Here is a 25,461-nt window from a genome sequence, read left to right on the forward strand (position 1 = left end):
CCTGCACGTGAACCAGGCGCTGTTCCCGCGCGACACGGTGCAATCGCGCCTGCCCGATCCCGAATGGCTCGAGCGCTGGCTCGACGAGCAGATCCGTTTTGACGACGGCTGGGAGAAGAAGGTCGTCGAGCGCATCCTGCACAACCTGTCGGTGCTCTTCGAGCGGACCTTCACGACGGCGCAGGAGCTCAACCGCTACCGGAAGGAAGTCACGACGCGGCTGCAGTCGCAGGGCCCGTCCGATTCTCAGCATCAACCTGCCTGACGCATTCGCTTCGAATCAGACAAGCCTGTGCCGAGCCCCTTCGAACGCAAGATCGTCACGCGCGAAGCCCTCGCTGTGCGCCGTGCCGAACTGCCCGCGCCCGTCGTTTTCACGAACGGTGTCTTCGACATTCTCCACCGCGGGCATGTCAGTTACCTTGCCGAGGCGCGCGCGCTCGGCGCGTGCCTCATCGTAGGCGTCAACAGCGACACATCGGTGCGCATGCTCGGTAAGGGCGACGATCGCCCGATCAACCGCGAAGAGGACCGGATGGCGCTGCTTGCGGCCCTCGAAAGCGTCGATTGGGTCGTCCGCTTCGAGGAGAAGACGCCCATCGATCTCATCGCCGCGCTGCGGCCGGACATCCTCGTGAAGGGCGGCGACTACGATATGGACGCCTTGCCGGAATCGTCGCTCGTGCGCGGCTGGGGTGGGCGCGCGCTTGCGATTCCGTTCGAGCACGAACGGTCGACCACGGCGCTCTTGAAGAAGGTGCGCGCGCACGGCGCGTGAGCGACTTCTCGCGCACCCGTACGGGTCCCCGATGCTACTGCGTGAGCGCCGAAGCCTTCACGGCCGGCTCGGGCGCAGCCTTGCCGACGATCGCCTGATCGTTGGCGTCCGCCGCCGAGATCGGGCGCGTCTTCAGCCATTCCGGATGAACCTGGCGATTCAAATGATTCGGCTCCCGCGGCCCCGATGCGGGCAGCGGCCCCAACATGCCGCTCGCGAGCCCGAAGGCGACCAGGTTGGCGAGCACGAGAATGGCGATCAGCCAGCGCAACATCGTTGACTTCCCCCTCTTTGATTCAAAGCAATCGAGCGTCGTCGGCCGCGATGAGCGCAAGCCCCGAGATCACGAGCCCGTCGTGACGCGTGCAAGGCACGCTTAGGGCGCGCGCTACCGCGTCGGCGGCCCCGCCTCCCAGCACAAGCCGCATGGGCGCCTGGCGCGCCCGCGAAAACTCGCGCCACGCCTGTTCGATGAGCCCGACTTGTGCCAGCAGTGAGCCCGCCGAAATGGCCTGCCGCGTGTCCGTCGCGAGCCAGCGGCGCGCGAGCGCGTCGCCGGCCAGCTCGCGCGCCGAATCGGCGGCGAGTGTCGGCAATTGTGCCGTATGCTCGCCGAGCGAGCGCATCATCAGCGTCCAGCCGGGTGCGATGAGCCCGCCTTCGAACGTGCCGTTGGCGTGGAGCGCTTCGAGCGTCGTCGCGGTGCCGAGCGTCGCGATGAGCAGATCTTCGCCCGGAAACGCCGCATGCGCGCCGACGAGCCCGGCCCAGCGATCGCTGCCGAGGCGCGCGGGTTCCGCGTAGCCGTTCGTCACGCCGCATTGACGATCGCGCGCGCGAATCGTCGTGCGCGGCAGCGCCGGCCAATGGCGCTCGATCAGCGCGTCGATCCGAGCGGCCGCTTCGGCGCCCGCAACGTTCGAGATCCATGCGCCGCCCGGAGGCGGCAACGACGACCAGTCGGGCTCGGCGGTCAGGCTCGTCGCAGCGTCCGGTGGCGGCACGCTGTCGTTCCCGTTTCCGTTTCCGTTCTCGTGCGAGAAGACACCTTGGCTCAAGAACAGACCGGGCGTTTCGGCGAGCGCCCACTTGATACGGCTGTTGCCCGCGTCGATCAGCAAAAAGGGCGGAGAGGCCGCGCGCTTCATAGATGGTTGGACTGTCCCAGGACGGGCACGGGGCGCAAAGACACGTCGCCCGTTGCGATCGGCATGACCCCCTGTGGGGTGGCGACGAGCAGCTGCCCCGACTCGTCGACGTCGATGGCCGTGCCGCGCATCACCTCCACGCCTTGCTCAATCAGCGCGACGTCGCGGCCTGCATAGGCGTGGAAGGCGTTCCAGCGCGGCCGGAACGGCGCGAAACCTTCGGCCGCGAAGCGATCGATCGTACCGAGGAGTGCGTCGAGCGCGGCCGCGAGCGTTTCGGTCAGGTTAGCGTTCGGATACACGCGAGAGAGCGCCGCGGGCGTCATCGGGCGTGTGAGTGCGGCTCGCTGCGGCTCCATTTCGGCGGCGGTAGCCTGTTCGGCCGAGAGCGTGACGTCGTCGCGCACGTTGATGCCGACGCCGATGACGGCGGCCGTTGCGAGTGGCGTGCTCCACGCCGTCTCGACGAGGATGCCGGCGAGCTTGTCGTCGTCGAGCAGGATGTCGTTGGGCCACTTCAGCCTGATGCGGGCGGCGTCGCCGGGGGCGAGCGCCGGCAGGGCGCGCAATGCTTCGACGAGCATCGTGCCGACCGCGAGGCTCAAACCGGCCAGGCCCGCCAGCGGGCGCGGCAGCACGCAGGCGAGCGAGAACGTCAAAGCGCGGCCGCGTTCGGCGTGCCAACTGCGCCCCTGGCGTCCTCGCCCCGCCGTTTGCCGGTAGGCGACGCGAACGGCTTGCATGCCCGGCTCGGCCGCATCGCGCGGCAGATTTCTCATGCGCTGCATGAGGTCGGTATTCGTCGAGCCCGTTTCGTCGACGATTTCGAGCCGCTCGGCGGGAAAGACAGCCCGAGTGGCCGAGAGCACGCGCGCCGGGTCGATGCGCCAGTCGTCGCAGGCGGGCGCGAGCGCGCCGCGCGCGACAGGTGCCGGCGCGACGGGCCGCGCGGGATGGGTGGTGTCGGTCATAGGCGCTATTGTAGTGGCGCTGCGGGTGCCCCCGCCGCCGGTTCGGACGCGATGTCGGCGACACGTGCCGCCAACGACGCATACGATCGACGCTTCGCTGGCTACAATGGCCGCTGTTCACAACGGATGAGCACCGCTCCCTTGGACTTCGATACGCCACCCGGCCTGCAGATCGGCGCCGGCAGCCCGGGCCCGCTCGTCCGGCTGTCGGGGCAGTGGACGGCGCTCGCGCTCGCGCGCGACCGCGCTCGCGCCGGCGCGACGATGCGGCTCTCGTCGCTGATCGGGAACACGGCCGCGCAGTGGGATCTCTCCGCGGTCGAGCGCATGGACCATGTCGGCGGCCAGGCGCTTTGGCGTGTCTGGGGACGCCAAATGCCCGAGCGGATCACGCTCACCGAGACGCAGCGCGACATCTTCGCCCGCATCGCGTTGCTGGAGACGCATCGCGAAGACCCCGAGCCCGTCGAGCGGACCAGTCCGGTGACGAGGCTCGGCTATGCGATCTTCGGCTTCGCCGATCACGTCTACGGCGGCGTCGCCATGTTCGGGCGCGTGGTGCTCGACGCGCTCACCATCGTCCGCCGGCCGGCCAGCGCGCCGTGGACGGAAATCTCGGCCAACGTCTACAGTGCCGGCACGAAGGCGCTGCCCATCACCGCGCTCGTCGCGTTCCTGATCGGCATAGTGCTCAGCTACCTGTCGGCTCAGCAGCTGCGGCTCTTCGGGGCGAATCAGTTCATCGTCAACATTCTCGGACTCGCGGTCATCCGCGAGCTCGGGCCCGTGCTGGCGGCAATTCTCGTCGCGGGACGCTCGGGTTCGGCGATCACGGCGCAGATCGGCGTGATGCGCGTGACGGAGGAGCTCGATGCGATGCGCGTGATGGGGATTCCGCACGGGCTGCGCATCATCTTGCCGCGCGTGGTCGCGCTCGCCGTCGCCATGCCGCTTCTCGTGATGTGGACCGACATCGTCGCGCTCGTGGGCGGCGCGCTCGCCGCCCAGCTCGTGCTCGGCATCGATGTGGCCTATTTCGCGCGAGCGCTGCCCGCGGTCGTGCCGATCGCGAACCTTTATATCGGGCTAGGAAAGGGGGCCGCGTTCGGCATCCTCATCGCGCTCGTCGCCTGCCACTTCGGCTTCAGGATCAAGCCGAACTCGCAAAGCCTGGGTACGGGTACGACTTCGTCGGTGGTGACCTCGATCACGGTCGTCATTCTGGCCGACGCAGTTTTTGCCATCATGTTCCAGAACGTCGGATTCTGAGGATCGAATGACTGCACCGCTTTCCGCCGCCGTACGCGACCGTCCGCCGCCCGCCATCGCCGAAAAGGTGATCGAGGTGCGCGACCTCACGAAGCGCTACGGCGGCAATGTCGTGCACGAGCATCTCGATTTCGACGTGCGGCGCGGCGAGATCGTCTCGATCGTCGGCGGCTCGGGCTCGGGCAAGACGACGCTCGTGCGGCAGATCCTCGGCCTCGAGCAGCCGACCTCGGGCGATATCTCGCTTTTCGGCGAGAACATGTCGACGATCGATCCGCATGCCGCGCGTCTCATGCGTAGCCGTGTCGGCATGCTGTTCCAGCAGGGCGCGCTCTTTTCGTCGCTGTCCGTCTTCGACAACATCGCGCAGCCGCTGCGCGAGCTCGGCCGCGTGCCGCGCGCGCTGCTTCACGACATCGTCATGCTCAAGCTCGAAATGGTCGGCCTGCCTTGCAAGCATGCGTCGAAGATGCCGGCCGCGCTCTCGGGCGGCATGGTGAAGCGCGTCGGCATCGCGCGCGCGCTCGCGCTCGAGCCCGAGTTGCTCTTTCTCGACGAGCCGACGGCCGGGCTCGATCCGCAATCGTCCGAAGAATTCGTCGAGCTCGTCGCGACGCTGCATCGCGCGCTCGGCCTCACCGTCGTCATGGTGACGCACGATCTCGATACCATGACGTCGCTCTCGACGCGCGTGGCGGTCATCGCCGATCGCAAAGTGCTCGTCGCGGCGCCGATCGAGGAGGCCTGCGGCGTCGAGCATCCGTTCATCCGCGAATTCTTTCTCGGGCGGCGCGGAAGGCGCGCCCTGCAGGCGTTGCCGCCCGAGCGTCGCGCGAAGCTGCCGCCGGCCGCGCTGGCATCCGCATCGGCGGAAGTGTCGCTGTAACGACAGACAGGAGAGCAGGGGAATCCGCGCATGGAAAACAAGTCGCATGCATTCTGGGCCGGGCTCTTCGCGATCGGCTTGTCGGTCGCGATCGGGCTCGCCGTTTTCTGGTTCAATCTCGATCGGACGGTGCGTGTGCCATACGACCTCGTCTCGCGCTCGGCCGTGACCGGCCTCACGACCGATGCCGCGGTCCGCTATCGCGGGCTCGACGTCGGCAAGGTGCAGTCGCTGCGCTTCGATCCGGCGCATCCGGGGCAGATCATCATTCGCATTCTCGTCGACAAGCACGCGCCGATGACGCACTCCACGTTCGGCACGCTGGCATTGCAAGGCGTGACCGGCCTCGCGTTCGTGCAGCTCGACGATACCGGGGCCGACCCGAGGCCGATTGCTTCTTCGCCGAAGCATGTCGCGCAGCTGCCGATGCACGCCGGCCTGCTCGAGCAATTGCAGGAACGCGGCGATGTATTGCTGCACGAACTCGAGAGCGTCGCGACGCACGCCGATGCCATGCTTTCGCCCGAGGTGCAGACGCAGCTTCTCGCGAGCGCGGCAAGCATTCAGCACGCGGCCGACGCCGTGACCGAACTCGCGCACGCGGCCGGCCCCGCGGCGACGCAACTGCCGGCCACGCTGACGCAACTGCAGCGCACGCTCGCTTCGGCCAACGCGCTCGTCACGAATCTCAACGCGCCGCGCGGGCCGCTCTACTCGAACCTCGAGAGGCTCGGCTCCGCGGCCGATCGCGCGAGTGCCGCGATCACGCAGATGGACGCTTCGCTGGAGAACATGTCGACGCGTGTCCAGTACGACACGCTGCCGCGCGTGAACGAGTTGGCCGCCGACGTCGGCGGCGCGGCGCGCTCGATCGACCACGCCGCCGCCGTGTTCGGCTCGAGCCCGAGAAGCGTGCTGTTCGGCGTCGCACCCGCGGAGCCCGGCCCGGGCGAGGCCGGATTCCGATGGCCCGCGGCGCCGCCCGCCGCACGCTGAACGACGCGGGCCGAGGGCCCGGATGAACTGAACGATCAAGCCAAGCAGGGGAAATCGACAAATGCCATATTCGATCGACCGTCTTTTTTCGCCGGCCGCGCGAGCGCTGCTGCCCGGATTCGTTGCGATGCTCATCGTGAGCGGCTGCTCGCTCGCTACGCCCGCCGCCGTATCGGACCTCCGTTACGACCTCGGGCCGGCGCCGAGCGCTTCCACCCAAAGTCAGCCGTTGCCGGCGGTGAGGGTCTTCGACGTGCGGGCGCCGCGCTCGCTCGAGAGCGACGACATCCTCTACCGGTTGAGCTATGCCGATCCGCACCGCACGGCTGTCTACGCGCACAGCCACTGGACGATGCCGCCGGCGCTTTTGCTGACGCAGCGTGTTCGTGCCGCGCTATCGGCGCAAGGCGTCGTGCTCGCGGGCGGCGATATCGCCGCGCCGCTTTTGACGGTCGACCTCGAGCAGTTCGAGCAGGTATTCGATTCGGAGGGCGAGAGCCACGGTGCGATTACGGCTCGCGCGACGCTGATGCGCGATGGACAAGTCCTCGCCCAGCACACGTTCATTGCGCGCGCGCCGGCCATGATGCCGAACGCGGCGGCCGGTGTAGGCGCGCTCTCGGCGGCGAGTGACGACTTCGTCGCACAGCTCGTCGCCTGGCTCGGCATGCAGGCGCCGGTGGCGTCCCGCTGACGGCTGACGGTGGCGGCCGAACGCGGGCGCGCGCGTTGCGTCCATCGCTTCAACGAGCTTTTCGACGGCGGGGCGCCCTGTGCGGCTCGCGAGCGCCAGTGCCTGCCGCTCGCTATAATCGGCCGGCTCATCGGCGCCCCTTTCATTGCCACGAGATCATGGATCCCTTCTTCAAATACCACGTCTTTTTCTGCCTGAACAAACGCGCCCCCGGCGCCGATCGTCCGAGTTGCGCGAACTGCAACGCCGAGGCGATGCAGGAATACGCGAAAAAACGCGTGAAGCAGCTCGGCCTCGCCGGTCCCGGCAAGGTTCGCATCAACAAGTCCGGCTGCCTCGATCGCTGCGAGCAGGGCCCGACCGTCGTCGTCTATCCCGAAGGCACGTGGTACACGTACATCGACGAATCGGACATCGACGAAATCGTCGATTCGCACCTTGCCAACGGCAAGATCGTCGAGCGTCTGCTGATCGATCGCTGATCGGCCGCGAGCATCGAGAGAAAACGGCCCACATGAATGCCCAAACGCAACGATTCCTGATCGACGGGCCCGTCGGCAAGATCGAGGTCGCGCTCGATCGGCCCGATGGCGCGCCGCGCGGCATCGCCCTCGTCGCGCATCCGCATCCGCTCTTTGGCGGCACGATGGACAACAAGGTCGCGGTCACGCTCGCGCGTACGCTCGTGCAGCTCGGCTACGTCACGTATCGCTCGAACTTCCGCGGCGTGGGGCAGACCGAAGGCGAACACGACAACGGCATCGGCGAGCGCGACGACTTGCGCGCCGTGATCGCTCACATGCGCGCGCAGCCGGGTCAAAGCGATGCTCCGCTCGTGCTCGCCGGCTTTTCGTTCGGCACCGTCGTGCTGTCGCACGTCGCGGCGGCATTGTGCGAGGCGGGCGAGGAAATCGAGCGCATGGTCTTCGTGGGCACGGCGGCGAGCCGCTGGGACGTGGCGCCCGTGCCCGACAATACGCTCGTCATTCATGGCGAAATCGACGACACGGTCCCGCTCGCGGCGGCACTCGAGTGGGCGCGGCCGCAGGAGTTGCCCGTCGTCGTCATCCCGGGCGCCGAACACTTTCTGCATCGCAAGCTGCATCTGCTGAAGCGCATCGTCGTCGACGCCTGGAGGTGAGTGGCGGCGCGGCGCGCGAAAAAAGCGCGCGATCGCGGCGGCTCGCCTCGCGAGGATGCATCGATTTGCGCATACAGGTCCTCATAAAACGCGATTTCGAAGCAGCGCGCCGCGTATAATGGGCGCAATTTTTTTGCGCGAGCGTCGTCCCATCGAGGCCGCTTGCGCGAACCAGTCGCATTCGCCTGTGTCCAATCGCTGCTTCGCCGCCACCGCATTCCGATCGTTTTCCGCGAGTCGCGGCGCCGCTCGCGTTGGCGCGGCCGCCTCTTTCCGCCGCGCGCCATGCGCGCATGCTCTCTTTCGCACGAACTGACCCTATGCGCTCTTCCTTCTTCGGCCCTTCGTCGGCGCCTTCGATTCCGTCGATCTCGTCGTTCGCTTCGTCGTTCATCCCGCAATCGATTGCGCGCGGCGCGCCCGTGAGCCTTCTCGTCGCCGCGACGCTCGCGGCCGGTGCCGCGGCTTATGCGCCGCGCGCGTCGGCCCAGGTGCCCCCGCCGGCCGTAACGGCGCGCTCGTGGGTGCTGATCGACGCTACGGCCAATCAGGTGCTGGCTTCCGGCAATGCCGACGAACGCGTCGAGCCGGCCTCGCTGACGAAGCTGATGACGGCCTATCTCGTCTTCGAGGCGCTGCAGACCAAGAAGATCTCGATGGATCAGGTCGTGACGCCGAGCCTGGCCGTGCGGCGCGTGCGCAACGACGAATCGCGGATGTTCATCGAGGCCGAGAAGCCCGTGACCGTGCACGATCTCGTCTACGGCATGATCGTGCAGTCGGGCAACGACGCGGCAATCGCGCTCGCGGAGCTCGTGGGCGGCAGTGAATCGCATTTCGTCGAGATGATGAATGCCGAAGCCCAGAAGCTCGGCATGAAAGGGACGCACTATGCCGACGTGAACGGCATGCCCGATGCGCAGCACTACACGACGGCGGGCGATCTCGCCACGCTTTCGGCTCGCCTCATTCGCGACTTCCCCGAGTACTACAGCATCTTCTCGGTCAAGGAATTCACCTATAACAAGATCAAGCAGCCGAACCGCAACCGCCTGCTCTGGCTCGATCCGACCGTCGACGGCCTGAAGACGGGGCATACCGAGGCGGCCGGCTACTGCCTGATCGCGACGGCGAAGCGCCCGCTGCCGGGCGTGGCCGATGCATCGCGCCGCATCGTCGCCGTGGTCATGGGCGAGCAGAAAGAGCACGAGCGCGTACAGGACAGCATGAAGCTGTTGAATTACGGCTACAGCGCCTACGACACGGTGCGCCTCTTCAAGGCGAATCAGCCGGTGCAGACTCCGCGTGTCTACAAGGGCGTGGCCGACAGCGTGCCCGTCGGCGTGAAGAGCGACCAGTACGTTACCGTGCCGCGCGGCATGGGCGACAAAGTGAAGCCACAAGTCACCCTGAATTCGCCGCTGATCGCGCCGATCGCCGATGGTCAGCAAGTGGGGGCGGTACAGATCGCGGCGGATGGGAAGACGCTTGCGCAGGTTCCGATCGTCGCGCTGCAGCCGGTGCCGCAAGCCGGCATCGGCGGACGGATCTGGGACTCGCTGATGCTGATGTTCAGCAAGAAGAAGTGATGGTGCAAGTGTGGGAGTGAAGCCGATGAGCCCGGTCAACGAATCGCTGTTCGAATTTCCGTGCGACTTTCCGATCAAGGTGATGGGCAAGGCGCACCCGGATTTCGCCGACACGGTCGCGTCCGTCGTGCGTCAGTTCGACGCGAGCTTCGACGCGACGCGGGTCGAGACGCGGCCGTCGAGCGGCGGCAACTATGTCGGCCTGACGGTGACCGTGCGCGCCATCAGTCGCGAGCAGCTCGACGACATCTATCGGGCGCTCACCGGACATCCGATGGTGAAGGTCGTCCTTTGACGGCAGCTGGCGCGAGCGGACCGCTTTCGTTCACGCCGCTTCTTACGCCGCCGCACGTTTGCTCGTAGACGGCGCGAAAGCGCTTCACCTCTTCGAAGATCCACGCGCGGAAGGCCTGCACGCGTGCGCTCGTCAAGAGCGGGGGCGGGCAGACGAAGTAATAGCTCCACGGGGACGCCGCTTCGACATCGAACAGGCGCACGAGGCGTCCCGCCACGAGTTCCTGCATGACGATCGAGCTACGCGCGAGCGCGACGCCTTGGCCATCTCCTGCCGCAAGCAAAAGATTCGACGAATCGTCGAAGAGCACGCCGCGCCGCGGTTCGGTGGCATCGGGCAAGCCGGCGGCTTCGAACCAGGGGCGCCAGAGATCCGTGTCCGAGCGCAAAAGCGGGACGTGCAGGAGGTCCGCGGGCGTCTTCGGCAGTTGCCCGCCGTTGAACCTCGGTGAGCAGACCGGGAACGCTACTTCATCGAGCAACAGCTCGACATGCAGGTCCGGATAGTTGCCGCGGCCATAGCGGATCGCCACGTCGACGTCGTCGCGCGAAAAATCGGCGAGCGCGTTCGTCGAGAGCAAATCGAGATCGACCTCGGGATGGCGGTCCATGAAGCTGCCGATGCGGGGCGTGATCCAGCGGGCCGAAAATGACGGCGACGAGGAGACGACGAGACGCCGCGTGCGCTCGCCGCTTCGGACGTCGCGCGTCGCGTCCGCGAGCGTCATCAGCGCGGCGCGGACCGACTTCGCATAACGGTTGCCGGCGTCCGTCAGCCGGACGCGCTTACCAGTACGCACGAAAAGCGCGACGCCGAGCTCCTCCTCGAGCGCGCGCATTTGATGACTGACCGCGCCGTGCGTGACGAAGAGCTCGTCGGCCGCGCGCGAAAAACTCTCGTGCCGGGCGGCGGCCTCGAACGTGCGCAGCGCGTTGAGCGCGGGCAGCTTCCTCAGATCCATTGTGAATTTGCCTCACATACGCGTGAGAATTGATCGTTTTACGCCGAACGTTACCACGCCTAGGATTCTAGCCATGGAAGACACTTTGGGTGGAGGCGGTCATGAGAGAGATTTCTTCAAGCGTCACGTTCGAGATCGAACGGGGTGAGACGATACCTGTGATGATTGCGCACAGCACGCGCCTCAATGTCGAAGGCGCATCAGTCTGGGTCTCGCGCAGCAATGATGTCGAGGATTATTGGGTACTGCCGGGGTCGTCGCTGACCTTGCGGCGCGGCGAGCGGCTCTGGCTGAGCGTCGACGGTGACGGGCCGGCGCGTGTTGCGTTCCACGGCCCGCTTCTGGCTGGCGAGCGCCTGCGAGGCGCGCTTGCCGCGCTGGGGGAGCTGTTCGGCATGCGCTGGCGCGGCGGCTGGCGGACGGTTTAACCGACGCTCGGCACGCCCGTCGTTCGAGGGTTGCGGCGGGTGGTAGTGAGTGTTGCCGTCGGTAGTCGGCGCAGTGGAGCGGCGGGCCGGCCCCGCCCGGCATCGGCGCCGCGCGTCTGATTCCGGTAAACTGCCGGCACCATGTCTGCCGTTCCGCTCTCCGAACCGCTCGCCACGCCAGTGACATCGTCCGACGCGGCGGCGCCCGTCTCAGCGCTTTGCGCGCCGCTTTGCGGCCTCCCTTTACGCGAGCGGCTCGCGCCGGACCTCGAACTGGTCTGGCGCGGCGTCGAATTGTATGAAGTGAGCTTCGCCGCGATGCGCGAATTCACCGAGGCGCGCACCGCGGATTCCGTGGACGAGATCTGGCTCGTCGAGCATCCGCCCGTTTTCACGCTCGGCCAGGCCGGCAACCCCGCGCATCTGCTCGCGGCCGATTCCGCGATTCCGCTCGTCAAAGTCGATCGGGGCGGCCAGATCACCTATCACGGTCCCGGTCAGGTCGTCGCCTATTTGCTCGTGAGCCTGCGGCGGCGCGGTCTGCTCGTGCGCCAACTCGTCACGCTGATCGAGGAGGCCGTGATCGAGACGTTGGCGGCGTATAATCTCGCCGGCGAGCGCCGTGATGGCGCTCCCGGCATCTATGTCGCGCCCGGGCCCACGGCCAGTGCGCACGCGGGCGCGAAGATCGCGGCGCTCGGCCTCAAGATTCGCAACGGATGCAGCTACCACGGCGTGAGTCTGAACGTGAAGATGGATCTCCAGCCGTTTCTCGCGATCAATCCATGCGGCTACGCAGGGCTCGAAACAGTCGATATGGCGACGCTCGGCGCCGCTGCCGGCTGGGACGATGCGGCCCGAACCCTGGCGGCGCGTCTTGCCGCGAACCTCGATAGCGCCGTCGCGCATCGCCCAAAGAATGGACCTACCGAATGACTGACGTTACCGCCCACCCGAACGGGCCGGCCGCTTCGAGCGCCGACGCGCCCCAGACCGCCTACGACGCGACGGCCAAGCAGAAGTCACAGGCCAAGACGGCGCGGATTCCGATCAAGATCGTGCCGATCGAAAAGCTCAAGAAGCCCGAGTGGATTCGCGTGAAGGCGGCGACGGGCAGCTCGCGCTTCTCCGAAATCAAGCAGATTCTGCGCGAGCACAACCTGCATACCGTCTGCGAAGAGGCGAGTTGTCCGAACATCGGCGAGTGCTTCGGCAAGGGCACCGCGACGTTCATGATCATGGGCGACAAGTGCACCCGGCGCTGCCCGTTTTGCGACGTGGGCCACGGCCGTCCCGATCCGCTCGATCAGGAAGAGCCGCTGAACCTCGCGCGAACGATTGCCGCGCTCAAGCTCAAGTACGTGGTGATCACGAGCGTCGATCGAGACGATCTGCGCGACGGTGGCGCCGCGCACTTCGTCGAATGCATTCGCAAGGTGCGCGAGCTTTCTCCCGCAACGCGCATCGAAATCCTGACGCCCGACTTCCGCGGCCGGCTCGATCGCGCGCTGTCGATTTTGACGAGCGCACCGCCCGACGTGATGAACCACAACCTCGAAACCGTGCCGCGCCTTTACAAGGAAGCGCGGCCGGGTTCGGACTACGCTCATTCGCTGAAGCTCTTGAAGGACTTCAAGGCGCTGCATCCGGAGGTGGCGACGAAATCGGGGCTGATGGTGGGCCTCGGCGAAACCGAAGAAGAGATCTTGCAGGTGATGCGCGATCTGCGCGCGCACGATGTCGACATGCTAACGATCGGCCAGTACCTGCAACCGTCCGAGCATCACCTGCCGGTGCGGGCCTACGTCCACCCCAATACGTTCAAGATGTACGAGGCGGAAGCGTACAAGATGGGCTTCACGCACGCGGCCGTCGGCGCGATGGTGCGTTCGAGCTACCACGCCGATGTGCAGGCGCACGAAGCAGGCGTTGTCTGATAGCGCTCGTGGGCTCGAGGGTTTCCGGATTGCCGGATTCTGTTTTGCGGTGAAATCCAGGAAACCGGATGGCGCGCTTGTGCCCGCGATTTCTTTTCCTTAATAATCAGCAGCTTGAAGCGTGCCTCGCCTTGGCATCGACCTTGCAATTGACGACCCCACAGCCGAGCGGCTCCCCTTCCGCTCGGACCATTAGTCAAGAGCAAGGAGACATCCAATGCCCCGCCTCAAGAAACCGTTCTATCGAATCCTTTATGTGCAGGTGATCGCCGCGATCATCGCCGGCGTCGTGCTCGGTCACTACGCGAAGAATCTCGCGATCGACATGAAGCCGCTCGGCGACGCGTTCATCAACCTCGTCAAGCTGGTGATCGGCCCGATCATCTTCTGTACCGTGGTCACCGGCATCGCAGGCATGGAGGACATGAAGAAGGTAGGGCGGGTGGGCGGCAAGGCGCTGCTTTACTTCGAAATCGTATCGACGTTCGCGCTCTTGCTTGGCCTCATCGCCACGCACTTGCTGAAGCCGGGCGCAGGTTTCAACGTCGATGTCGCGTCGCTCGACGGCAAAGCCGTCGCCTCGTACGCGGAGAAGGCGCACGGCCAAAGCGTCGTCGACTTCTTCATGCACCTGATACCGAAGACGTTCGTCGACGCGTTCGCCCAAGGCGAGATCCTGCAGATCCTCGTCATCGCGTTGCTCTTCGGCAGCGTGCTCGCGACGATCGGCGAGCGCGGCAAGCCCGTGACGAACTTCATCGAGAGCCTCTCGCATGTCCTCTTCGGCATCGTGCGCATCGTCACGAAGCTCGCCCCGATCGGCGCCTTCGGCGCGATGGCGTTCACGATCGGCAAGTACGGCATCGGCTCGCTCCTGCCGCTGCTGAAGCTGGTCGGCACGTTCTATCTGACGTCGATCGTGTTCGTGCTGGTCGTGCTCGGCACGATTGCCCGCCTCGTCGGCTTCAACATCGTGCGCTTCGTCGGCTACATCAAGGAAGAGATGTTGATTGTGCTCGGGACGAGCTCGTCCGAGGCCGCCTTGCCGCAACTCATGGAAAAGCTCGAGAAGCTCGGCTGTTCGCGCTCGGTCGTCGGCCTCGTCGTGCCGACCGGCTACTCGTTCAACCTCGACGGCACCAACATCTACATGACGATGGCCGTGCTCTTCATCGCGCAAGCGACGAACACGGATCTCACGCTCACGCAGCAGCTGACACTGATCGCCGTGGCGATGCTGACCTCGAAGGGTGCCAGCGGCGTGACGGGCGCGGGTTTCATCACGCTTGCCGCCACGCTCGCCGTCGTGCCGACGATCCCGCTCGCCGGCATGGTCCTCATCCTGGGTATCGACCGCTTCATGAGCGAATGCCGCGCCCTCACGAACATCGTCGGCAATGGCGTCGCCGCCGTGGTCGTCTCGGCGTGGGAGAAGGAGCTCGATCGCGCCAAGCTCACGCGCACGCTGCGTGGCGAGGCGGCGGTCGCGGAAACGGAAGCGGCACGCGTCTGACGTTGGCTGCCGAGTCGCTGCCGGGGCGCTTGCCTTCACGGATCGTTCGCGGCAGCGGCGCCAAGCCCGCATCGAACCAGCGGGACGCCGGGCAAGCCTCGGCAGGCGTGGACGGCGGCGCCATCGCGCCGCTATGCCACAATGAGCCTTTGTCATTGCTGGAATCGGCCACCGTGGCGCGTCGCTTCACCGTCGTCTTCCTGCTCGCCGTGGCGCTTTCGGCGGTTTGCGCGCTGACCTGGCGCATCGCCTGGGAGCGCGGCGTCGACGCGCTGCGACAGCAAGCGGCCGTGCGCGCGGACCGCACGGCGAGCGCGCTCAAGGACACGCTCGATCGCTACGAATCGCTGGCCTATCTGCTCGCGAATCATCCGCTCGTGAAGGACGCGCTCGAGCACTCGACGCCCGACAATGCCACGCGCGCCAACCGCTATCTCCAGGATGCCAACCGTCACGCGCAGGCCAACGTCACTTATGTGATCCGCGCCGACGGTCTGTGCGTCGCCGCCAGCAACTGGGACCAGGGCGATAGCTTCGTCGGCTCCAACTACCAGTTCCGGCCGTATTTCGTCGATGCGATGAAAGGCGAGGTCGGCCGTTTCTTCGGCATCGGCACCGTTTCACGCGAGCCGGGCTACTACCTGTCCGAGCCGGTGCACCGCGATGGGCGGATAGTCGGCGCGGCTGTCATCAAGTTGAACCTCGAATGGTTTCCAGGTACCGACGCGAGCGAGCCGCTCATCGTCGCCGATAACCACGGCGTGGTTTTCCTGTCGTCGGTGCCGGCTTGGAAATATCGCGCCCTCGCGCCGCTGCCGGCTTCACTTGCGGCGGCGATCGAGAAAACGCGCCAGTATGCGAGCCAGCCGATGACCCAGTTGCCGTTCTCGACCGTGCGGCGGGTCGACGACGCCCAGATCGTCCGCATCGGCGACGAGCGGTTCGGGCCGCACTACCTGGTGACGCGGCGCACGCTCGGCACGCCGGACTGGCAGCTGATCACGCTTTCCTCGGTCACACCTGTTCTCGACGACGCACGCAATGCGACGGCCGCCGCCGGCTTCGGATTCGTCTCGCTCTGCCTGCTCGCGTTTTACTGGCGGACGCGGCGTGCGCGCGTGCGCGAAATGATGCGCAGCCGCGCCATGCTGCAGGCCGCCTATGCCGAGCTGAACGAGCGCGTGGCCGAGCGGACCGCCGACCTTTCGGCGGCCAATGCGCGTCTGCAAACGGAAGTCAGCGAGCGCACGCGCGCCGAAAACGACCTGCGCGCGGCGCACGACGAGCTCGTGCAGACGAGCAAGCTTGCCGCGCTCGGTCAGATGGCGGCCGGCATCACACACGAGCTCAATCAGCCGCTCGCCGCGTTGCGGGCGTTCTCGGACAACACGCGCGTGCTGCTCGAGCGCGGCGACCAGACGGCGGCGCGCGAAAACCTCGAGGCGATCTCGGCGCTTACCGAGCGCATGGGCAAGATCACGAACCAGCTCAAGCTTTTCATCGGACGCGCGCAGCCGCGCACGGCGAAAGCGCCCGTGGCGCGCGCGGTTCGCAATGCGCTGAACCTGCTGCAAAAGCGATTTCAGGGCGTGGCGCTCGATCTCACCCTGCGTGAGACCGATGGCTCGGCCGACGCGCCGCGCAAGCGGCTGGAACTCGATGCCGACTATCCCGCGCTCGTCGCCTATTGCGACGATCTGCGTCTCGAGCAGGCGCTCATCAACCTGATCGGCAATGCGCTCGACGCGGTGGCGGGCGCGGCCGACCCGCGCATCGGGATCGACGTCGACGCAACGCTCGCGACGTTCTCGATTACGGTGCGCGACAATGGGCCGGGCATTCCGGACGATGTCCTGCCGCGGCTCTTCGAGCCCTTCTTCACGACGAAGGGCATGGGGCAGGGCCTGGGTCTGGGGCTGGCGATCGCATCGTCGATTGCCCGCGACTGCGGCGGCTCGCTCGTCGCGCGCAATATGCCCGAAGGCGGCGCGGCGTTCGTGCTCACGTTGCGGCGCGCCATCGTGGCGAGCGCGCCGTCGGAGACTTCGTCGCAGTAGCGCATGCCACGTTCGACGATTCGATATCCCTCATTTCCCGACGCGGAAGCAGCCATGAAAGCCTCAGCAACGGCGACCGACAGCCTTCAAGTGATCTTCATCGAGGACGACGAACTCGTTCGGCGCGCGAGCGTCCAGAGTCTGCAGCTTGCCGGTTTCGACGTGGCGGGCTACGCGTCCGTCGAGGCGGCTCGACCGGTGCTCGACGCGGCGGCGACGCCGCCTGGCGTGATCGTCAGCGACATCCGGCTGCCCGGGGCGAGCGGCCTCGAGCTGCTCGAATTTTGCCGCGAGCGCGTGCCCGATGTGCCGGTCATTCTCGTGACGGGACACGGCGACATTTCGATGGCCGTTCAGGCGATGCGCGACGGCGCGTACGACTTCGTCGAAAAACCGTTTGCCTCGGAGCGGCTCATCGAGACGGTGCGCCGCGCACTCGAGCGGCGGCGCCTCGTGCTCGAAAACGTCGCGTTGCGGCGAGAGCTTGCCGAGCGCGATGCGCTCGTGCCGCGCATCATCGGCCGCAGCGCCGCGATCGAGCAGGTCCGCGGGCTCATCGCCAAAGTGGCGCCGACCGACGCATCGGTGCTCATCAACGGCGATACGGGGGCAGGGAAGGAGTTGATCGCGCGCAGCCTGCACGAGCTTTCGCCGCGCCGCGCGAAACCGTTCGTCGCCGTCAATTGCGCGGCGCTGCCCGAGCCGATGTTCGAATCGGAAATGTTCGGCTACGAGCCGGGCGCATTCACGGGTGCGGCGAAACGCCGCATCGGCAAGCTCGAGTACGCATCGGGCGGCACGCTGTTTCTCGACGAAATCGAGAGCATGCCGCTCTCGCTTCAAGTGAAGCTGCTGCGTGTGCTGCAGGACGGCGTGCTCGAACGGCTCGGCTCGAATCAGCCGATCCGCGTCGACTGCCGCGTCGTAGCCGCCGCGAAGGGCGATATGGCCGAGCATGTCGCCGCCGGCACTTTCCGGCGCGACCTGCTCTATCGGCTCAACGTGGTGACGATCGCGCTGCCGCCGATCTCGGAACGGCGAGAGGATATCGTGCCGCTCTTCGAGCATTTCGTACTCGATGCCGCCGTGCGCTATGAAAGGCCCGCGCCCGTCCTGACGGAACGCCAGCGGCAACGCCTCATGGAGCGCGACTGGCCGGGCAACGTGCGGGAGCTGCGTAATGCGGCCGAGCGATTCGTGCTCGGCATTGCCGATCCGCAAGCGCCGATCGGTGGGAGTCTCGTAGAAGAAGACGCGGGAGCGGCGCTCTCCCTGAAAGAGCGCGTCGAGCGATTCGAGCGCGCGGCGATTGCGGATGCGCTCGAGCAGACGAGCGGTGCCGTGGCGATCGCCGCGGACCGGCTGCAAATCGGCAAGGCGACGCTTTACGAGAAAATCAAGCGATACGGCTTGGCCGAGCGCAGCGACGGCGGCGGAAAGGAGACCTGAATAAAGCGGCTTCGATCGGCGCGGTGGCCGGCAAACGGGGGAGCGCCGGCAAGCGCGGCCGCGCAGCGAAAGCGCGAGGCGGCGCGGCGTCGCCGAATTTCCGCGGCTGGCGCGTCGCGCGCCGCGCCAGTTCAGGCGCCGAGCGCCTTTTGCAACAGTTTGTCAAGCTCGGCGAACTGCGGCTCGCCGACATAGCGCTTGAGGATCGTGCCGTTCTTGTCGATGACGAACGTCGTGGGCGTCAACTGCACATTGCCGAATTCCTTCGCCGCGCTGCCGTCGTCCATGGCGACTTTGAATGGCAACTGGCGCGTCTGCGCGTAGTTCGCTACGTACATCGGCGCATCGTAGTTCATCGCGACCGCGACGAACTCCAGCCCTTTATCCTTGAATCGATTGTAGGTCTCGACCATCTGCGGCATTTCGTGCATGCACGTGGTGCAGCTCGTCGCCCAGAAGTTGACGAGGTAGACCTTGCCCTTCAGATCGGCCGTCGAGACCTTCTGGCCCGACAACAACGTGAACGTGGCGTCGGGCACGTGCTGCGACGTACCGAACGTGAAATAGCCGGCCACGGCGATTGCGCATGCGCCAAGCGCCAGCGCGAGAGAGCGGAGCGGGCTCCCGCGGCGCGCGGGAGAAGCAGGGGTCTGGCTCATGGGCGACCTCGAAGGCAGACGGTGCGAAAATAGCGCTGCAATTTTAGCGCCATTCGGGAATCGGTGGAGCGGGGGCGAGCGCTGCGCCCGGCGTGAATCATGCCGTTATGTCCGGTGCCGCGCGGATCCGCGGTCGATGCGAGGACTTTGGGTTTTTCGTCCGGTGTTCCGCGCACCGCTTCGTGGATCGGCTGTTCCGCGCGGCCGCGCCTCGCGATGGCGGATAATCGAAGTTTATCCGGCACGGCTATAGGTATCCGTCGCCGGCTCGCCCTCCGCTTCTTCTTCTTCTTCTTCTGGCTTCGATGTTCCGCATGCGCTTCGCCCCCCGATCGGCGCCCCGCTCGCCGCGCCGAACGATTCAGCTCCGACTGGAATCCAACGGATCCGCCCGATCCTCGAGCGCGGCGCGCGGGCCGGGCTTGCCATGGTGGCGTCTAGCCGCCGGCGCGGCGCTGACTGCCGCCGTGCTGGCGGGCTGCTCCCCCACATACGATTGGCGGACGATCACCGACAACTCGGACGGCTACGCTATCGATCTTCCGGCTAAGCCGACGGAAGATGAACGCTCAGTCGATATCGCGGGCCAATCGCTGCCGATGCATATGCGAGCGGCGCACTTGAAGGGTGCCGTGTTCGCCGTGGGCACGATCGTCTTGCCGAGCGACGATCCGCAGCTGCAGCGCACGGTGCTCGACTACCTTCGCACTGGGCTTGCGCGCAATCTCGGCGCGGCGCCCAACTCGCGTGCCATTGGCGTGCCGCTGGCCGCGGGTGGGCAGGTGCCGGCGCTCGAAATCGCTTTGAGCGGCACGGCCGGCGACGAGCATGAACACAAGATGCTGCACGCGTGGCTCGTGGCGCGCGGCAGGCACGTCTATCAGGCTGTCATTGCGGCCGACAGGGCGCCGCCGCCAGAACAGTCGGACCAGTTTTTCGGATCGTTCAAGGTATTCTGAGCGGCGGTTCGCGCGGCTCGCGCGAAGCATGCGGGCCATGCTCAGCGGTGGAGGGCGAACGGCGAAGACAGTTTGCCAATTCAAAGTTCCTTCGTAACAAGGAACGCTAACGCGGCGATTCTTTGGCGCTTTTCATGCCTATCCACAGATGATGTGGATAACTTTGTTGAAAAGATCGGGGATCTTCTCAGATGGTGGCCCCCAACCTGGCTAGCGCTCCATCGGCGGTTTCGCTGTCGGCATGGAAATATCTCTAAATTCAGTGGCTTGCTGTGTCTTTCTAAGGCGACGTCTTCAAACGACTGTCCGGTATTCGTAAGCGCGGAGCTGTGCATAAGTCTTCCCGCGCGCTTTTTAATCAAGGCGTGCCAAACACCCTCCGGTACTGGATCGCCTCGGCGACGTGTGCCGCGTTCGGCGCTACGTCGCCGGCCAGATCCGCGATCTAAATCTCAGCGCGCCTCAGCAGATAATCGAGACCGCCGACTCGGTACCACCTGTATCCGTAAGGCTCGAGCACGACCGTATGCCGGCCGTCACCGCCAGCCTGACTGTGGTCGTCCGACAAAACGTTGATCAGCCGCTCGTCGCCCGGCCCATTGCAGCCGGAGTGGAATTTGACTGTGCACGTCTTGGCGCCAAAGTTATGCACGCACAGAACCGAGCTGTTACGCCAGTCGTAACGCAGTGCAAGCACATCGTTTCGCGATGTGCGCAGCGCTTCGAAATCGCCCCAACTGATTTCCGGCATTTCGCGCCGCATGCGGATGACCCGTTCCGTCCAGTTGAGAAACGAATCCGGATCGCGCCGCTGGTTAGCCACGTTGACGCGCTGGAAACCATAGGCACCGCCGGAGATCGCGGGGACGGGCGGCTTAGGATGTTTGGTGAACCCGCCGTGGGGCTCCGCCGACCACTGCATCGGCGTGCGCGTGCTTTCGCGCTCGGGGCGGCGAAGATCATCGCCCATGCCGATCTCATCGCCGTAACGGATGACGGGCGTGCCCGGCAAGGTCAGCATTAGGCTGTAGGCGAGTTCGAGCCGGCGCCTGTCGCCCGACAGCATCGGCGCGAGTCTGCGGCGAATGCCGCGCCCGTATAGCTGCATGTCCGGCTCCGGGGCGAACGCGGCGAATACTGCCTCGCGCGCTTCGGGTGTCAGGCGGCCTAGATCGAGCTCGTCGTGATTGCGCAGAAACACGCCCCATTGGGCCGTTGCCGGCCTTGGCTTCGTCGCCAGCAGCGCTTTCTTCAGCGGCTTGGTGTCGCCCGTTGCTAGTGTGTAAAACGTATTCTGATTGAGCTGGAAGTTGAACATCATCGGCAACCGCTCGCCTGCGTCGCCGAAGTATTCGAAGTCTGTATCGGGGAGCACATTCGCTTCCCCGAGGACGATCACATTGCCCTCGCGCCATTGCAAAAACTCGCGAAACGCGCGCAGCATCGTGTACTGCTCGACATGCCCGCGCACCTTCGCACCCTTCGCCGCAATCACGAAAGGCACTGCATCCATGCGGAACCCCGATACGCCCAGCTGGATCCAGAAGCCCATGATCTTCAGCAACTCGGCATGAACGTAGGGATTGGCCGTATCCAAGTCCGGTTGGAACTCGTAGAAGCGATGGAAGTACCAGCGCCTTGCGTGCTTGTCGAAAGTCCAGGTCGACTTCTGCACACCCGGAAACACCACGCCGTCATCCACTTTTGACGGCTTCCTGTCAGACCAGACGTACCAGTCGCGGTATTTCGAACCGGGATCGCTACGTGCTGACTTGAACCATGGATGCTCGTCGGAAGTGTGATTCACCACAAGATCGATGATCACGCGCAAGCCGCGCTCGCCGCACGCGTGCGTGAATTCCGCGAAGTCGCCGAGCGTGCCGTATTTCGGATCGACGTTGTAATAGTCCGAAATGTCGTAGCCGTTATCGCGCCCGGGCGATGGCTGGAAGGGCATCAGCCAGATCGTCGTCACGCCCAGGCCCTGCAGGTAGTCGAGCCGGCGCATTAGCCCCTGGAAATCGCCGACGCCGTCGCCGTTGGCGTCCAGGAACGTACCTACCGAAAGGCAATAGATGATGGCGTTCTTGTACCAAAGGTCATTGAGCATGGGTGCCAAACGATCAAGCGCGGAGAGGAATAACGATGTCTGAGCGAGCTTGGTGGAAAAGTGCCGTCATCTATGAGATTTATCCTCGCTCGTTTCAGGATAGCAACGGCGACGGCGTCGGCGACCTGACGGGGATCCTCGCACGCCTGGAATATGTCGCCGCCCTGGGCGTCACTGCGGTCTGGATTGCACCCATCTATCCATCGCCGATGGCCGACTTTGGTTACGACGTCGCGAATTACTGTGACATTGATCCGGTGTTCGGCACGCTTGCCGAGTTCGAGCAATTGGTGGGCCACGCCCACCGGCTCGGGCTCAAGGTGCTGCTGGACTTTGTGCCGAATCACACATCGGATCGGCATCCTTGGTTCGAGGAAAGCCGGTCGTCGCGTGACAATCCGAAGCGCGACTGGTACCTGTGGCGCGATCCGGCGCCCGATGGCGGGCCGCCAAACAACTGGCTGAGCAGGATGGGGGGCTCAGCGTGGGAGCGGGACAAGCTCACGGGGCAGTACTACTACCATGCGTTTTTACGGGAACAACCGGACCTGAACTGGCGCAATCAGGAAGTGCGCCGCGCAATGGATGACGTGCTGCGTTTCTGGCTTGATCGCGGTGTCGACGGTTTTCGCGTGGATGTGCTCTGGTTGCTGATCAAAGACGCGCAGTTTCGCGACAATCCGCCGAACCCAGCCTATCGGCCCGGGGAGCCGCAGCATCACCGGCAATTGCAGACTTACACCGAGGATCAGCCGGAAGTGCATGACATCGTACGCTCGATGCGCGCCACGCTTAGCGAGTATGGCGAGCGCGTGCTGATCGGCGAAATCTACCTGCCCGTCCCGCAACTCGTGAAGTACTACGGCACCAACGGCGATGGCGCGGACATGCCGTTCAATTTTCAGCTGCTCAATACGCCGTGGAAGGCGAGCGAGATCGCTCGCGTGATCAAGGATTACGATCGCGCCTTACCGGAGTACGCGTGGCCCAACTGGGTACTGGGAAATCACGACAATCGGCGCGTCGCTTCGCGCGTCGGCACGGTGCAGGCGCGAGTGGCCGCGGTTCTGCTGCTGACATTGCGCGGTACGCCGACGCTGTATTACGGGGATGAAATCGGCATGACAGACGGGGATATCGCGTCCGATGAGATTCGGGACCCGGCGGAGCTTCGACAACCCGGCCTCGGCCAGGGGCGTGATCCGGAACGCACTCCGATGCGATGGGACAGCTCATTGCCCAATGGCGGTTTTACCACTGGCCGGCCCTGGTTACCTATTGGCACGACCACGAGCGTGAGGGAACAGGAGCGTGACGCATCCAGCATGCTGTCGCTCTATCGTCGGCTGTTGGCGTTGCGGCGCGGCAATGCCGCGCTCTTGGCGGGCACGATCGAGAACGTCGCGGCGCACGGCGATGTGCTGACGTATGAACGGTGCTACCGCGATCAACGGCTTTTCATCGCGCTGAACATGGGTAGCGAAAATGCCGCCGTGCTTTCGCCAGCAGGCGTGGTCTTGCTATCGACGTTTGCGGATCGCGACGGTCAAACATTGGAAGCAGGCGTCATTCGCATTTCGGCAGGCGAGGCGCTTGTCGTGGCGGCGTAGAGGAGCGGGCCCGATGAACCTCGAGCAGGTCTATGCCCGAATTTGGGATTGCTTGGCTGCTGCTGTGCGGGAAGAAAAGCTGCCGTTCAAGGTGATGCAGGCGGCGACGATCGGCCTTGACGGTTCCCCGAACGTGCGCACGGTCCTGCTTCGGGGCGTGAGCGAGCGAGAGAACCTGCTCACTTTTCATACCGACGTGCGTTCGCCGAAGATCGCCGAACTGAGCCATGATCCGCGCATCGCCCTCGTCGGCGTCGATTCCGTTCGTAACGTGCAAATCCGTGTGTTCGGGGAAACTCGAATCCTTCGGGATGGGAAAGCACGACTTGATGCATGGCGCTGCAGTCCCGACCACGACCTGATCGTTTATCGCACGCGCCTTGCGCCGGGAACACCGATGAGCCACGCGGGCGATGAATTTGACGAAACGCGGGACGTTTTGGATCCGGCCGAAGGTCTCAAGCATTTCTGCGTCGTCGAGGTTCGCCCCGCGCGCTTGGATTGGCTAGATCTTTCTACCTGGGATCGGCCGCAACGGGCGCGCTATGTACGTCAAGGCGATCTTTGGATCCACAGCTGGATTGCGCCGTGATCACTCATGGGCCAACCAGCGCGGCAACCGCTGCCGCATGGCTGATGCTGTCAAGCGCATTTGGAATCCGAGCCACTTTGCGCGCAACATCGCCGCCGGATGTCATTTGCAGACCTTATGTGCGTGCGTCGAGCAATGTACGAGTTATCACAGACGTCCCCGGGCAGCATGACGGATAACGCGACGTCTTCAAACGACTGTCCGGTATTCGCAAGCGCGGAGCTGTGCATAAGTCTTCCCGCGCGCTTTTTAATCAAGGCGTGCCAAACACCCTCCGGTACTGGATCGCCTCGGCGACGTGTGCCGCGTTCGGCGCTTCGTCGCCGGCCAGATCCGCGATCGATCGCGCCACTTTGAGGACGCGATAGTAGGCGCGGGCCGACCAGCCGAACCGCTCGCTCGCTTCGCGCAGCAACAACTCGCCCGAGGCGTCGGGGCGGCAGACTTCATCGACTTCGCGACCGCTCAACTCGCGGTTCATCTTTCCTTGCCGCGCCTGCTGCCGCTTGCGCGCGGCCGCGACGCGGCGCGCTACCGTCGCGCTCGGTTCGCCTTGCGCGGTCGCGCGCGACGACAGCTCCGTTGCCGTCAGGGCGGGTAGCTCGATCTGTATGTCGATCCGATCTAGCAGTGGACCGGAGAGCTTACGCAGATAGCGGGCGGCGATTTCGGGCGTGCAGCGGCATCGGCCGGCAGGGTCGCCGCGCCAGCCGCACGGACACGGGTTCATCGCGGCGACGAGCTGACAGGCCGCCGGAAAGTCCGCCTGCAATGCCGCGCGCGAGATGGTGATGCGACCCGCTTCGAGCGGCTCGCGCAGCGTTTCGAGCACGTGACGGTCGAATTCCGGCAGTTCGTCGAGAAAGAGCACGCCGAGATGCGCGAGCGTGATCTCGCCCGGTTGCGGCGGATTTCGGCCGCCGACGAGCGCCGCCGCGCTCGTCGAGTGATGCGGCGCGCGAAACGGCCGTTGCCGCCATTGGGCGGGCGAAAAGCCGAGCACGCTGGCTGAGAGCAGCGCCGCGGAAGTCAACGCCTCTTCGTCGCTCATCGGCGGCAATAAGCTCGGCAGACGCGCCGCCAACATCGATTTGCCGGCTCCGGGCGGACCGACCATCAGCATGTGATGCCCGCCGGCAGCGGCCACTTCCAGCGCCCGTCGCGCGCCAGGCTGGCCGATGACGTCGGCCATGTCCGGTGCGACGGCCATCGCCGATCGATCGATCTTCGGGACGGCGAGCGGTTCCAGCCTGCCATCGGATGAGCCCGCGAGGTGCCCGCAAAGCGACGGCAGATCGGCCGCGCCGTAGACGTCGACACCGGGAACCAGCGCGGCCTCGTAGGCGCTCTCGAGCGGCAGGTAGAGCTCCGGCGCATGATCGCCTGGCGGCTCGTCGGGCTGGGCGTCGCCGTCATGGC

24 protein-coding genes and 2 pseudogenes are annotated in these 25,461 nt (G+C 65.4%); 19 read left to right on the forward strand and 7 right to left on the reverse strand.

Annotation, left to right across the window (positions count from 1 at the left end):
- Positions 1-265, forward strand: a pseudogene (locus B0G57_RS11890) (ferritin-like domain-containing protein); the annotation flags it as partial.
- Positions 266-292: 27 nt separating this feature from the next.
- A complete protein-coding gene (gene rfaE2, locus B0G57_RS11895; protein WP_018443257.1) occupies positions 293-778 on the forward strand; it encodes a D-glycero-beta-D-manno-heptose 1-phosphate adenylyltransferase in 486 nt (161 codons plus the stop codon).
- Positions 779-812: 34 nt separating this feature from the next.
- On the opposite strand, the gene B0G57_RS11900 is transcribed toward rfaE2, so the two are convergent.
- From B0G57_RS11900 to B0G57_RS11910, 3 genes are read right to left on the reverse strand one after another with little or no spacing between them, the layout of a single operon-like run.
- The gene (locus tag B0G57_RS11900; protein ID WP_018443256.1) at positions 813-1,052 is read right to left on the reverse strand and encodes a Clp protease/crotonase-like domain-containing protein; all 240 of its coding nucleotides are present in this window, start codon (positions 1,050-1,052) and stop codon (positions 813-815) included.
- A 22-nt stretch (positions 1,053-1,074) separates the two neighbouring features.
- Entirely contained in the window at positions 1,075-1,926 is an 852-nt protein-coding gene (locus tag B0G57_RS11905; protein ID WP_018443255.1) for a type III pantothenate kinase, read from the reverse strand.
- The gene (locus B0G57_RS11910) at positions 1,923-2,897 is read right to left on the reverse strand and encodes a biotin--[acetyl-CoA-carboxylase] ligase (protein ID WP_018443254.1); all 975 of its coding nucleotides are present in this window, start codon (positions 2,895-2,897) and stop codon (positions 1,923-1,925) included. The genes B0G57_RS11905 and B0G57_RS11910 overlap by 4 nt, the downstream gene beginning before the upstream one ends.
- A 141-nt stretch (positions 2,898-3,038) precedes the next feature.
- Between B0G57_RS11910 and B0G57_RS11915 the strand changes: the two genes are divergently transcribed.
- The 8 genes from B0G57_RS11915 to B0G57_RS11955 all read left to right on the forward strand — a co-directional run bounded on the left by B0G57_RS11915 (position 3,039) and on the right by B0G57_RS11955 (position 9,767).
- A complete protein-coding gene (locus tag B0G57_RS11915) occupies positions 3,039-4,166 on the forward strand; it encodes an MlaE family ABC transporter permease (protein WP_026230147.1) in 1,128 nt (375 codons plus the stop codon).
- A gap of 7 nt (positions 4,167-4,173) precedes the next feature.
- Complete coding sequence (locus tag B0G57_RS11920; RefSeq protein WP_018443252.1) at positions 4,174-5,052, forward strand: ABC transporter ATP-binding protein; 879 nt, start codon at positions 4,174-4,176, stop codon at positions 5,050-5,052.
- A 30-nt stretch (positions 5,053-5,082) separates the two neighbouring features.
- Positions 5,083-6,048, forward strand: a complete 966-nt coding sequence (locus B0G57_RS11925) for an MlaD family protein (protein ID WP_018443251.1) — start codon at positions 5,083-5,085, stop codon at positions 6,046-6,048.
- A gap of 61 nt (positions 6,049-6,109) precedes the next feature.
- Positions 6,110-6,742, forward strand: a complete 633-nt coding sequence (locus tag B0G57_RS11930) for an ABC-type transport auxiliary lipoprotein family protein (protein WP_018443250.1) — start codon at positions 6,110-6,112, stop codon at positions 6,740-6,742.
- A 158-nt stretch (positions 6,743-6,900) separates the two neighbouring features.
- On the forward strand, positions 6,901-7,224 hold the full coding sequence (locus tag B0G57_RS11935) for a (2Fe-2S) ferredoxin domain-containing protein (protein ID WP_018443249.1): 324 nt from the start codon (positions 6,901-6,903) through the stop codon (positions 7,222-7,224).
- A gap of 32 nt (positions 7,225-7,256) precedes the next feature.
- A complete protein-coding gene (locus tag B0G57_RS11940) occupies positions 7,257-7,883 on the forward strand; it encodes an alpha/beta hydrolase (RefSeq protein WP_018443248.1) in 627 nt (208 codons plus the stop codon).
- Between the two features lie 320 nt (positions 7,884-8,203).
- The gene (locus B0G57_RS11950; protein WP_018443245.1) at positions 8,204-9,472 is read left to right on the forward strand and encodes a D-alanyl-D-alanine carboxypeptidase family protein; all 1,269 of its coding nucleotides are present in this window, start codon (positions 8,204-8,206) and stop codon (positions 9,470-9,472) included.
- Between the two features lie 25 nt (positions 9,473-9,497).
- Positions 9,498-9,767 (forward strand): DUF493 family protein, encoded by a 270-nt coding sequence (locus B0G57_RS11955; RefSeq protein ID WP_018443244.1) that lies wholly within the window; start codon positions 9,498-9,500, stop codon positions 9,765-9,767.
- Here B0G57_RS11955 and B0G57_RS11960 read toward each other — a convergent pair.
- Positions 9,733-10,728 carry a transcriptional regulator GcvA gene (locus tag B0G57_RS11960; protein ID WP_018443243.1) on the reverse strand — a complete coding sequence of 332 codons (996 nt, stop codon included), beginning with the start codon at positions 10,726-10,728 and terminating at the stop codon, positions 9,733-9,735. The genes B0G57_RS11955 and B0G57_RS11960 overlap by 35 nt on opposite strands.
- Before the next feature lie 101 nt (positions 10,729-10,829).
- Here B0G57_RS11960 and B0G57_RS11965 point away from each other — a divergent pair, with 101 nt between their 5' ends.
- The 6 genes from B0G57_RS11965 to B0G57_RS11990 all read left to right on the forward strand — a co-directional run bounded on the left by B0G57_RS11965 (position 10,830) and on the right by B0G57_RS11990 (position 18,112).
- Positions 10,830-11,156 carry a DUF2917 domain-containing protein gene (locus B0G57_RS11965; RefSeq protein WP_020566493.1) on the forward strand — a complete coding sequence of 109 codons (327 nt, stop codon included), beginning with the start codon at positions 10,830-10,832 and terminating at the stop codon, positions 11,154-11,156.
- A 141-nt stretch (positions 11,157-11,297) separates the two neighbouring features.
- Positions 11,298-12,092, forward strand: coding sequence for a lipoyl(octanoyl) transferase LipB (gene lipB, locus B0G57_RS11970; protein ID WP_018443241.1), 795 nt, complete (start codon positions 11,298-11,300; stop codon positions 12,090-12,092).
- Positions 12,089-13,093 carry a lipoyl synthase gene (lipA, locus tag B0G57_RS11975; RefSeq protein WP_018443240.1) on the forward strand — a complete coding sequence of 335 codons (1,005 nt, stop codon included), beginning with the start codon at positions 12,089-12,091 and terminating at the stop codon, positions 13,091-13,093. Before lipB ends, lipA begins: the two co-directional genes overlap by 4 nt.
- Positions 13,094-13,310: 217 nt before the next feature.
- A complete protein-coding gene (locus B0G57_RS11980) occupies positions 13,311-14,606 on the forward strand; it encodes a dicarboxylate/amino acid:cation symporter (protein ID WP_018443239.1) in 1,296 nt (431 codons plus the stop codon).
- A gap of 2 nt (positions 14,607-14,608) precedes the next feature.
- Complete coding sequence (locus tag B0G57_RS11985; RefSeq protein ID WP_018443238.1) at positions 14,609-16,663, forward strand: sensor histidine kinase; 2,055 nt, start codon at positions 14,609-14,611, stop codon at positions 16,661-16,663.
- A 54-nt stretch (positions 16,664-16,717) separates the two neighbouring features.
- Positions 16,718-18,112 (forward strand): sigma-54-dependent transcriptional regulator, encoded by a 1,395-nt coding sequence (locus tag B0G57_RS11990; RefSeq protein WP_018443237.1) that lies wholly within the window; start codon positions 16,718-16,720, stop codon positions 18,110-18,112.
- Between the two features lie 131 nt (positions 18,113-18,243).
- Here B0G57_RS11990 and B0G57_RS11995 read toward each other — a convergent pair whose 3' ends face one another.
- Positions 18,244-18,771 carry a TlpA disulfide reductase family protein gene (locus B0G57_RS11995; RefSeq protein WP_018443236.1) on the reverse strand — a complete coding sequence of 176 codons (528 nt, stop codon included), beginning with the start codon at positions 18,769-18,771 and terminating at the stop codon, positions 18,244-18,246.
- 422 nt (positions 18,772-19,193) lie between these two features.
- On the opposite strand from B0G57_RS11995, the gene B0G57_RS12000 reads away from it, so the two are divergent.
- Positions 19,194-19,730, forward strand: a complete 537-nt coding sequence (locus B0G57_RS12000; RefSeq protein WP_223258658.1) for a hypothetical protein — start codon at positions 19,194-19,196, stop codon at positions 19,728-19,730.
- Positions 19,731-20,175: 445 nt separating this feature from the next.
- On the opposite strand, the gene B0G57_RS12005 is transcribed toward B0G57_RS12000, so the two are convergent.
- Positions 20,176-21,840: an alpha-amylase family protein gene (locus B0G57_RS12005; RefSeq protein ID WP_018443323.1), complete on the reverse strand. Its 1,665-nt coding sequence runs from the start codon at positions 21,838-21,840 to the stop codon at positions 20,176-20,178.
- Between the two features lie 35 nt (positions 21,841-21,875).
- On the opposite strand from B0G57_RS12005, the gene B0G57_RS12010 reads away from it, so the two are divergent.
- Positions 21,876-23,450: an alpha-amylase family glycosyl hydrolase gene (locus tag B0G57_RS12010; RefSeq protein WP_018443324.1), complete on the forward strand. Its 1,575-nt coding sequence runs from the start codon at positions 21,876-21,878 to the stop codon at positions 23,448-23,450.
- A 13-nt stretch (positions 23,451-23,463) separates the two neighbouring features.
- Positions 23,464-24,042, forward strand: coding sequence for a pyridoxamine 5'-phosphate oxidase family protein (locus B0G57_RS12015; RefSeq protein WP_018443325.1), 579 nt, complete (start codon positions 23,464-23,466; stop codon positions 24,040-24,042).
- Between the two features lie 253 nt (positions 24,043-24,295).
- Here B0G57_RS12015 and B0G57_RS12020 read toward each other — a convergent pair.
- A pseudogene (locus tag B0G57_RS12020) lies at positions 24,296-25,417 on the reverse strand (YifB family Mg chelatase-like AAA ATPase); the annotation flags it as partial.
- Between the last annotated feature and the right edge of the window lie 44 nt (positions 25,418-25,461).

Source organism: Trinickia symbiotica (assembly GCF_002934455.1).
GTDB classification, from domain to species: Bacteria; Pseudomonadota; Gammaproteobacteria; order Burkholderiales; family Burkholderiaceae; genus Trinickia; species Trinickia symbiotica.

What these genes read in the sequence shown, in the direction of transcription:
- B0G57_RS11900 (WP_018443256.1), bottom strand. Translation starts at nt 1,052, where the DNA reads ATGTTGCGCTGGCTGATCGCCATTCTCGTGCTCGCCAACCTGGTCGCC.
- B0G57_RS11905 (WP_018443255.1), bottom strand. Translation starts at nt 1,926, where the DNA reads ATGAAGCGCGCGGCCTCTCCGCCCTTTTTGCTGATCGACGCGGGCAAC.
- B0G57_RS11910 (WP_018443254.1), bottom strand. Translation starts at nt 2,897, where the DNA reads ATGACCGACACCACCCATCCCGCGCGGCCCGTCGCGCCGGCACCTGTC.
- B0G57_RS11920 (WP_018443252.1), top strand. Translation starts at nt 4,174, where the DNA reads ATGACTGCACCGCTTTCCGCCGCCGTACGCGACCGTCCGCCGCCCGCC.
- B0G57_RS11925 (WP_018443251.1), top strand. Translation starts at nt 5,083, where the DNA reads ATGGAAAACAAGTCGCATGCATTCTGGGCCGGGCTCTTCGCGATCGGC.
- B0G57_RS11930 (WP_018443250.1), top strand. Translation starts at nt 6,110, where the DNA reads ATGCCATATTCGATCGACCGTCTTTTTTCGCCGGCCGCGCGAGCGCTG.
- B0G57_RS11935 (WP_018443249.1), top strand. Translation starts at nt 6,901, where the DNA reads ATGGATCCCTTCTTCAAATACCACGTCTTTTTCTGCCTGAACAAACGC.
- B0G57_RS11940 (WP_018443248.1), top strand. Translation starts at nt 7,257, where the DNA reads ATGAATGCCCAAACGCAACGATTCCTGATCGACGGGCCCGTCGGCAAG.
- B0G57_RS11950 (WP_018443245.1), top strand. Translation starts at nt 8,204, where the DNA reads ATGCGCTCTTCCTTCTTCGGCCCTTCGTCGGCGCCTTCGATTCCGTCG.
- B0G57_RS11955 (WP_018443244.1), top strand. Translation starts at nt 9,498, where the DNA reads ATGAGCCCGGTCAACGAATCGCTGTTCGAATTTCCGTGCGACTTTCCG.
- B0G57_RS11960 (WP_018443243.1), bottom strand. Translation starts at nt 10,728, where the DNA reads ATGGATCTGAGGAAGCTGCCCGCGCTCAACGCGCTGCGCACGTTCGAG.
- B0G57_RS11965 (WP_020566493.1), top strand. Translation starts at nt 10,830, where the DNA reads ATGAGAGAGATTTCTTCAAGCGTCACGTTCGAGATCGAACGGGGTGAG.
- lipB (WP_018443241.1), top strand. Translation starts at nt 11,298, where the DNA reads ATGTCTGCCGTTCCGCTCTCCGAACCGCTCGCCACGCCAGTGACATCG.
- lipA (WP_018443240.1), top strand. Translation starts at nt 12,089, where the DNA reads ATGACTGACGTTACCGCCCACCCGAACGGGCCGGCCGCTTCGAGCGCC.
- B0G57_RS11980 (WP_018443239.1), top strand. Translation starts at nt 13,311, where the DNA reads ATGCCCCGCCTCAAGAAACCGTTCTATCGAATCCTTTATGTGCAGGTG.
- B0G57_RS11990 (WP_018443237.1), top strand. Translation starts at nt 16,718, where the DNA reads ATGAAAGCCTCAGCAACGGCGACCGACAGCCTTCAAGTGATCTTCATC.
- B0G57_RS11995 (WP_018443236.1), bottom strand. Translation starts at nt 18,771, where the DNA reads ATGAGCCAGACCCCTGCTTCTCCCGCGCGCCGCGGGAGCCCGCTCCGC.
- B0G57_RS12005 (WP_018443323.1), bottom strand. Translation starts at nt 21,840, where the DNA reads ATGCTCAATGACCTTTGGTACAAGAACGCCATCATCTATTGCCTTTCG.
- B0G57_RS12010 (WP_018443324.1), top strand. Translation starts at nt 21,876, where the DNA reads ATGTCTGAGCGAGCTTGGTGGAAAAGTGCCGTCATCTATGAGATTTAT.
- B0G57_RS12015 (WP_018443325.1), top strand. Translation starts at nt 23,464, where the DNA reads ATGAACCTCGAGCAGGTCTATGCCCGAATTTGGGATTGCTTGGCTGCT.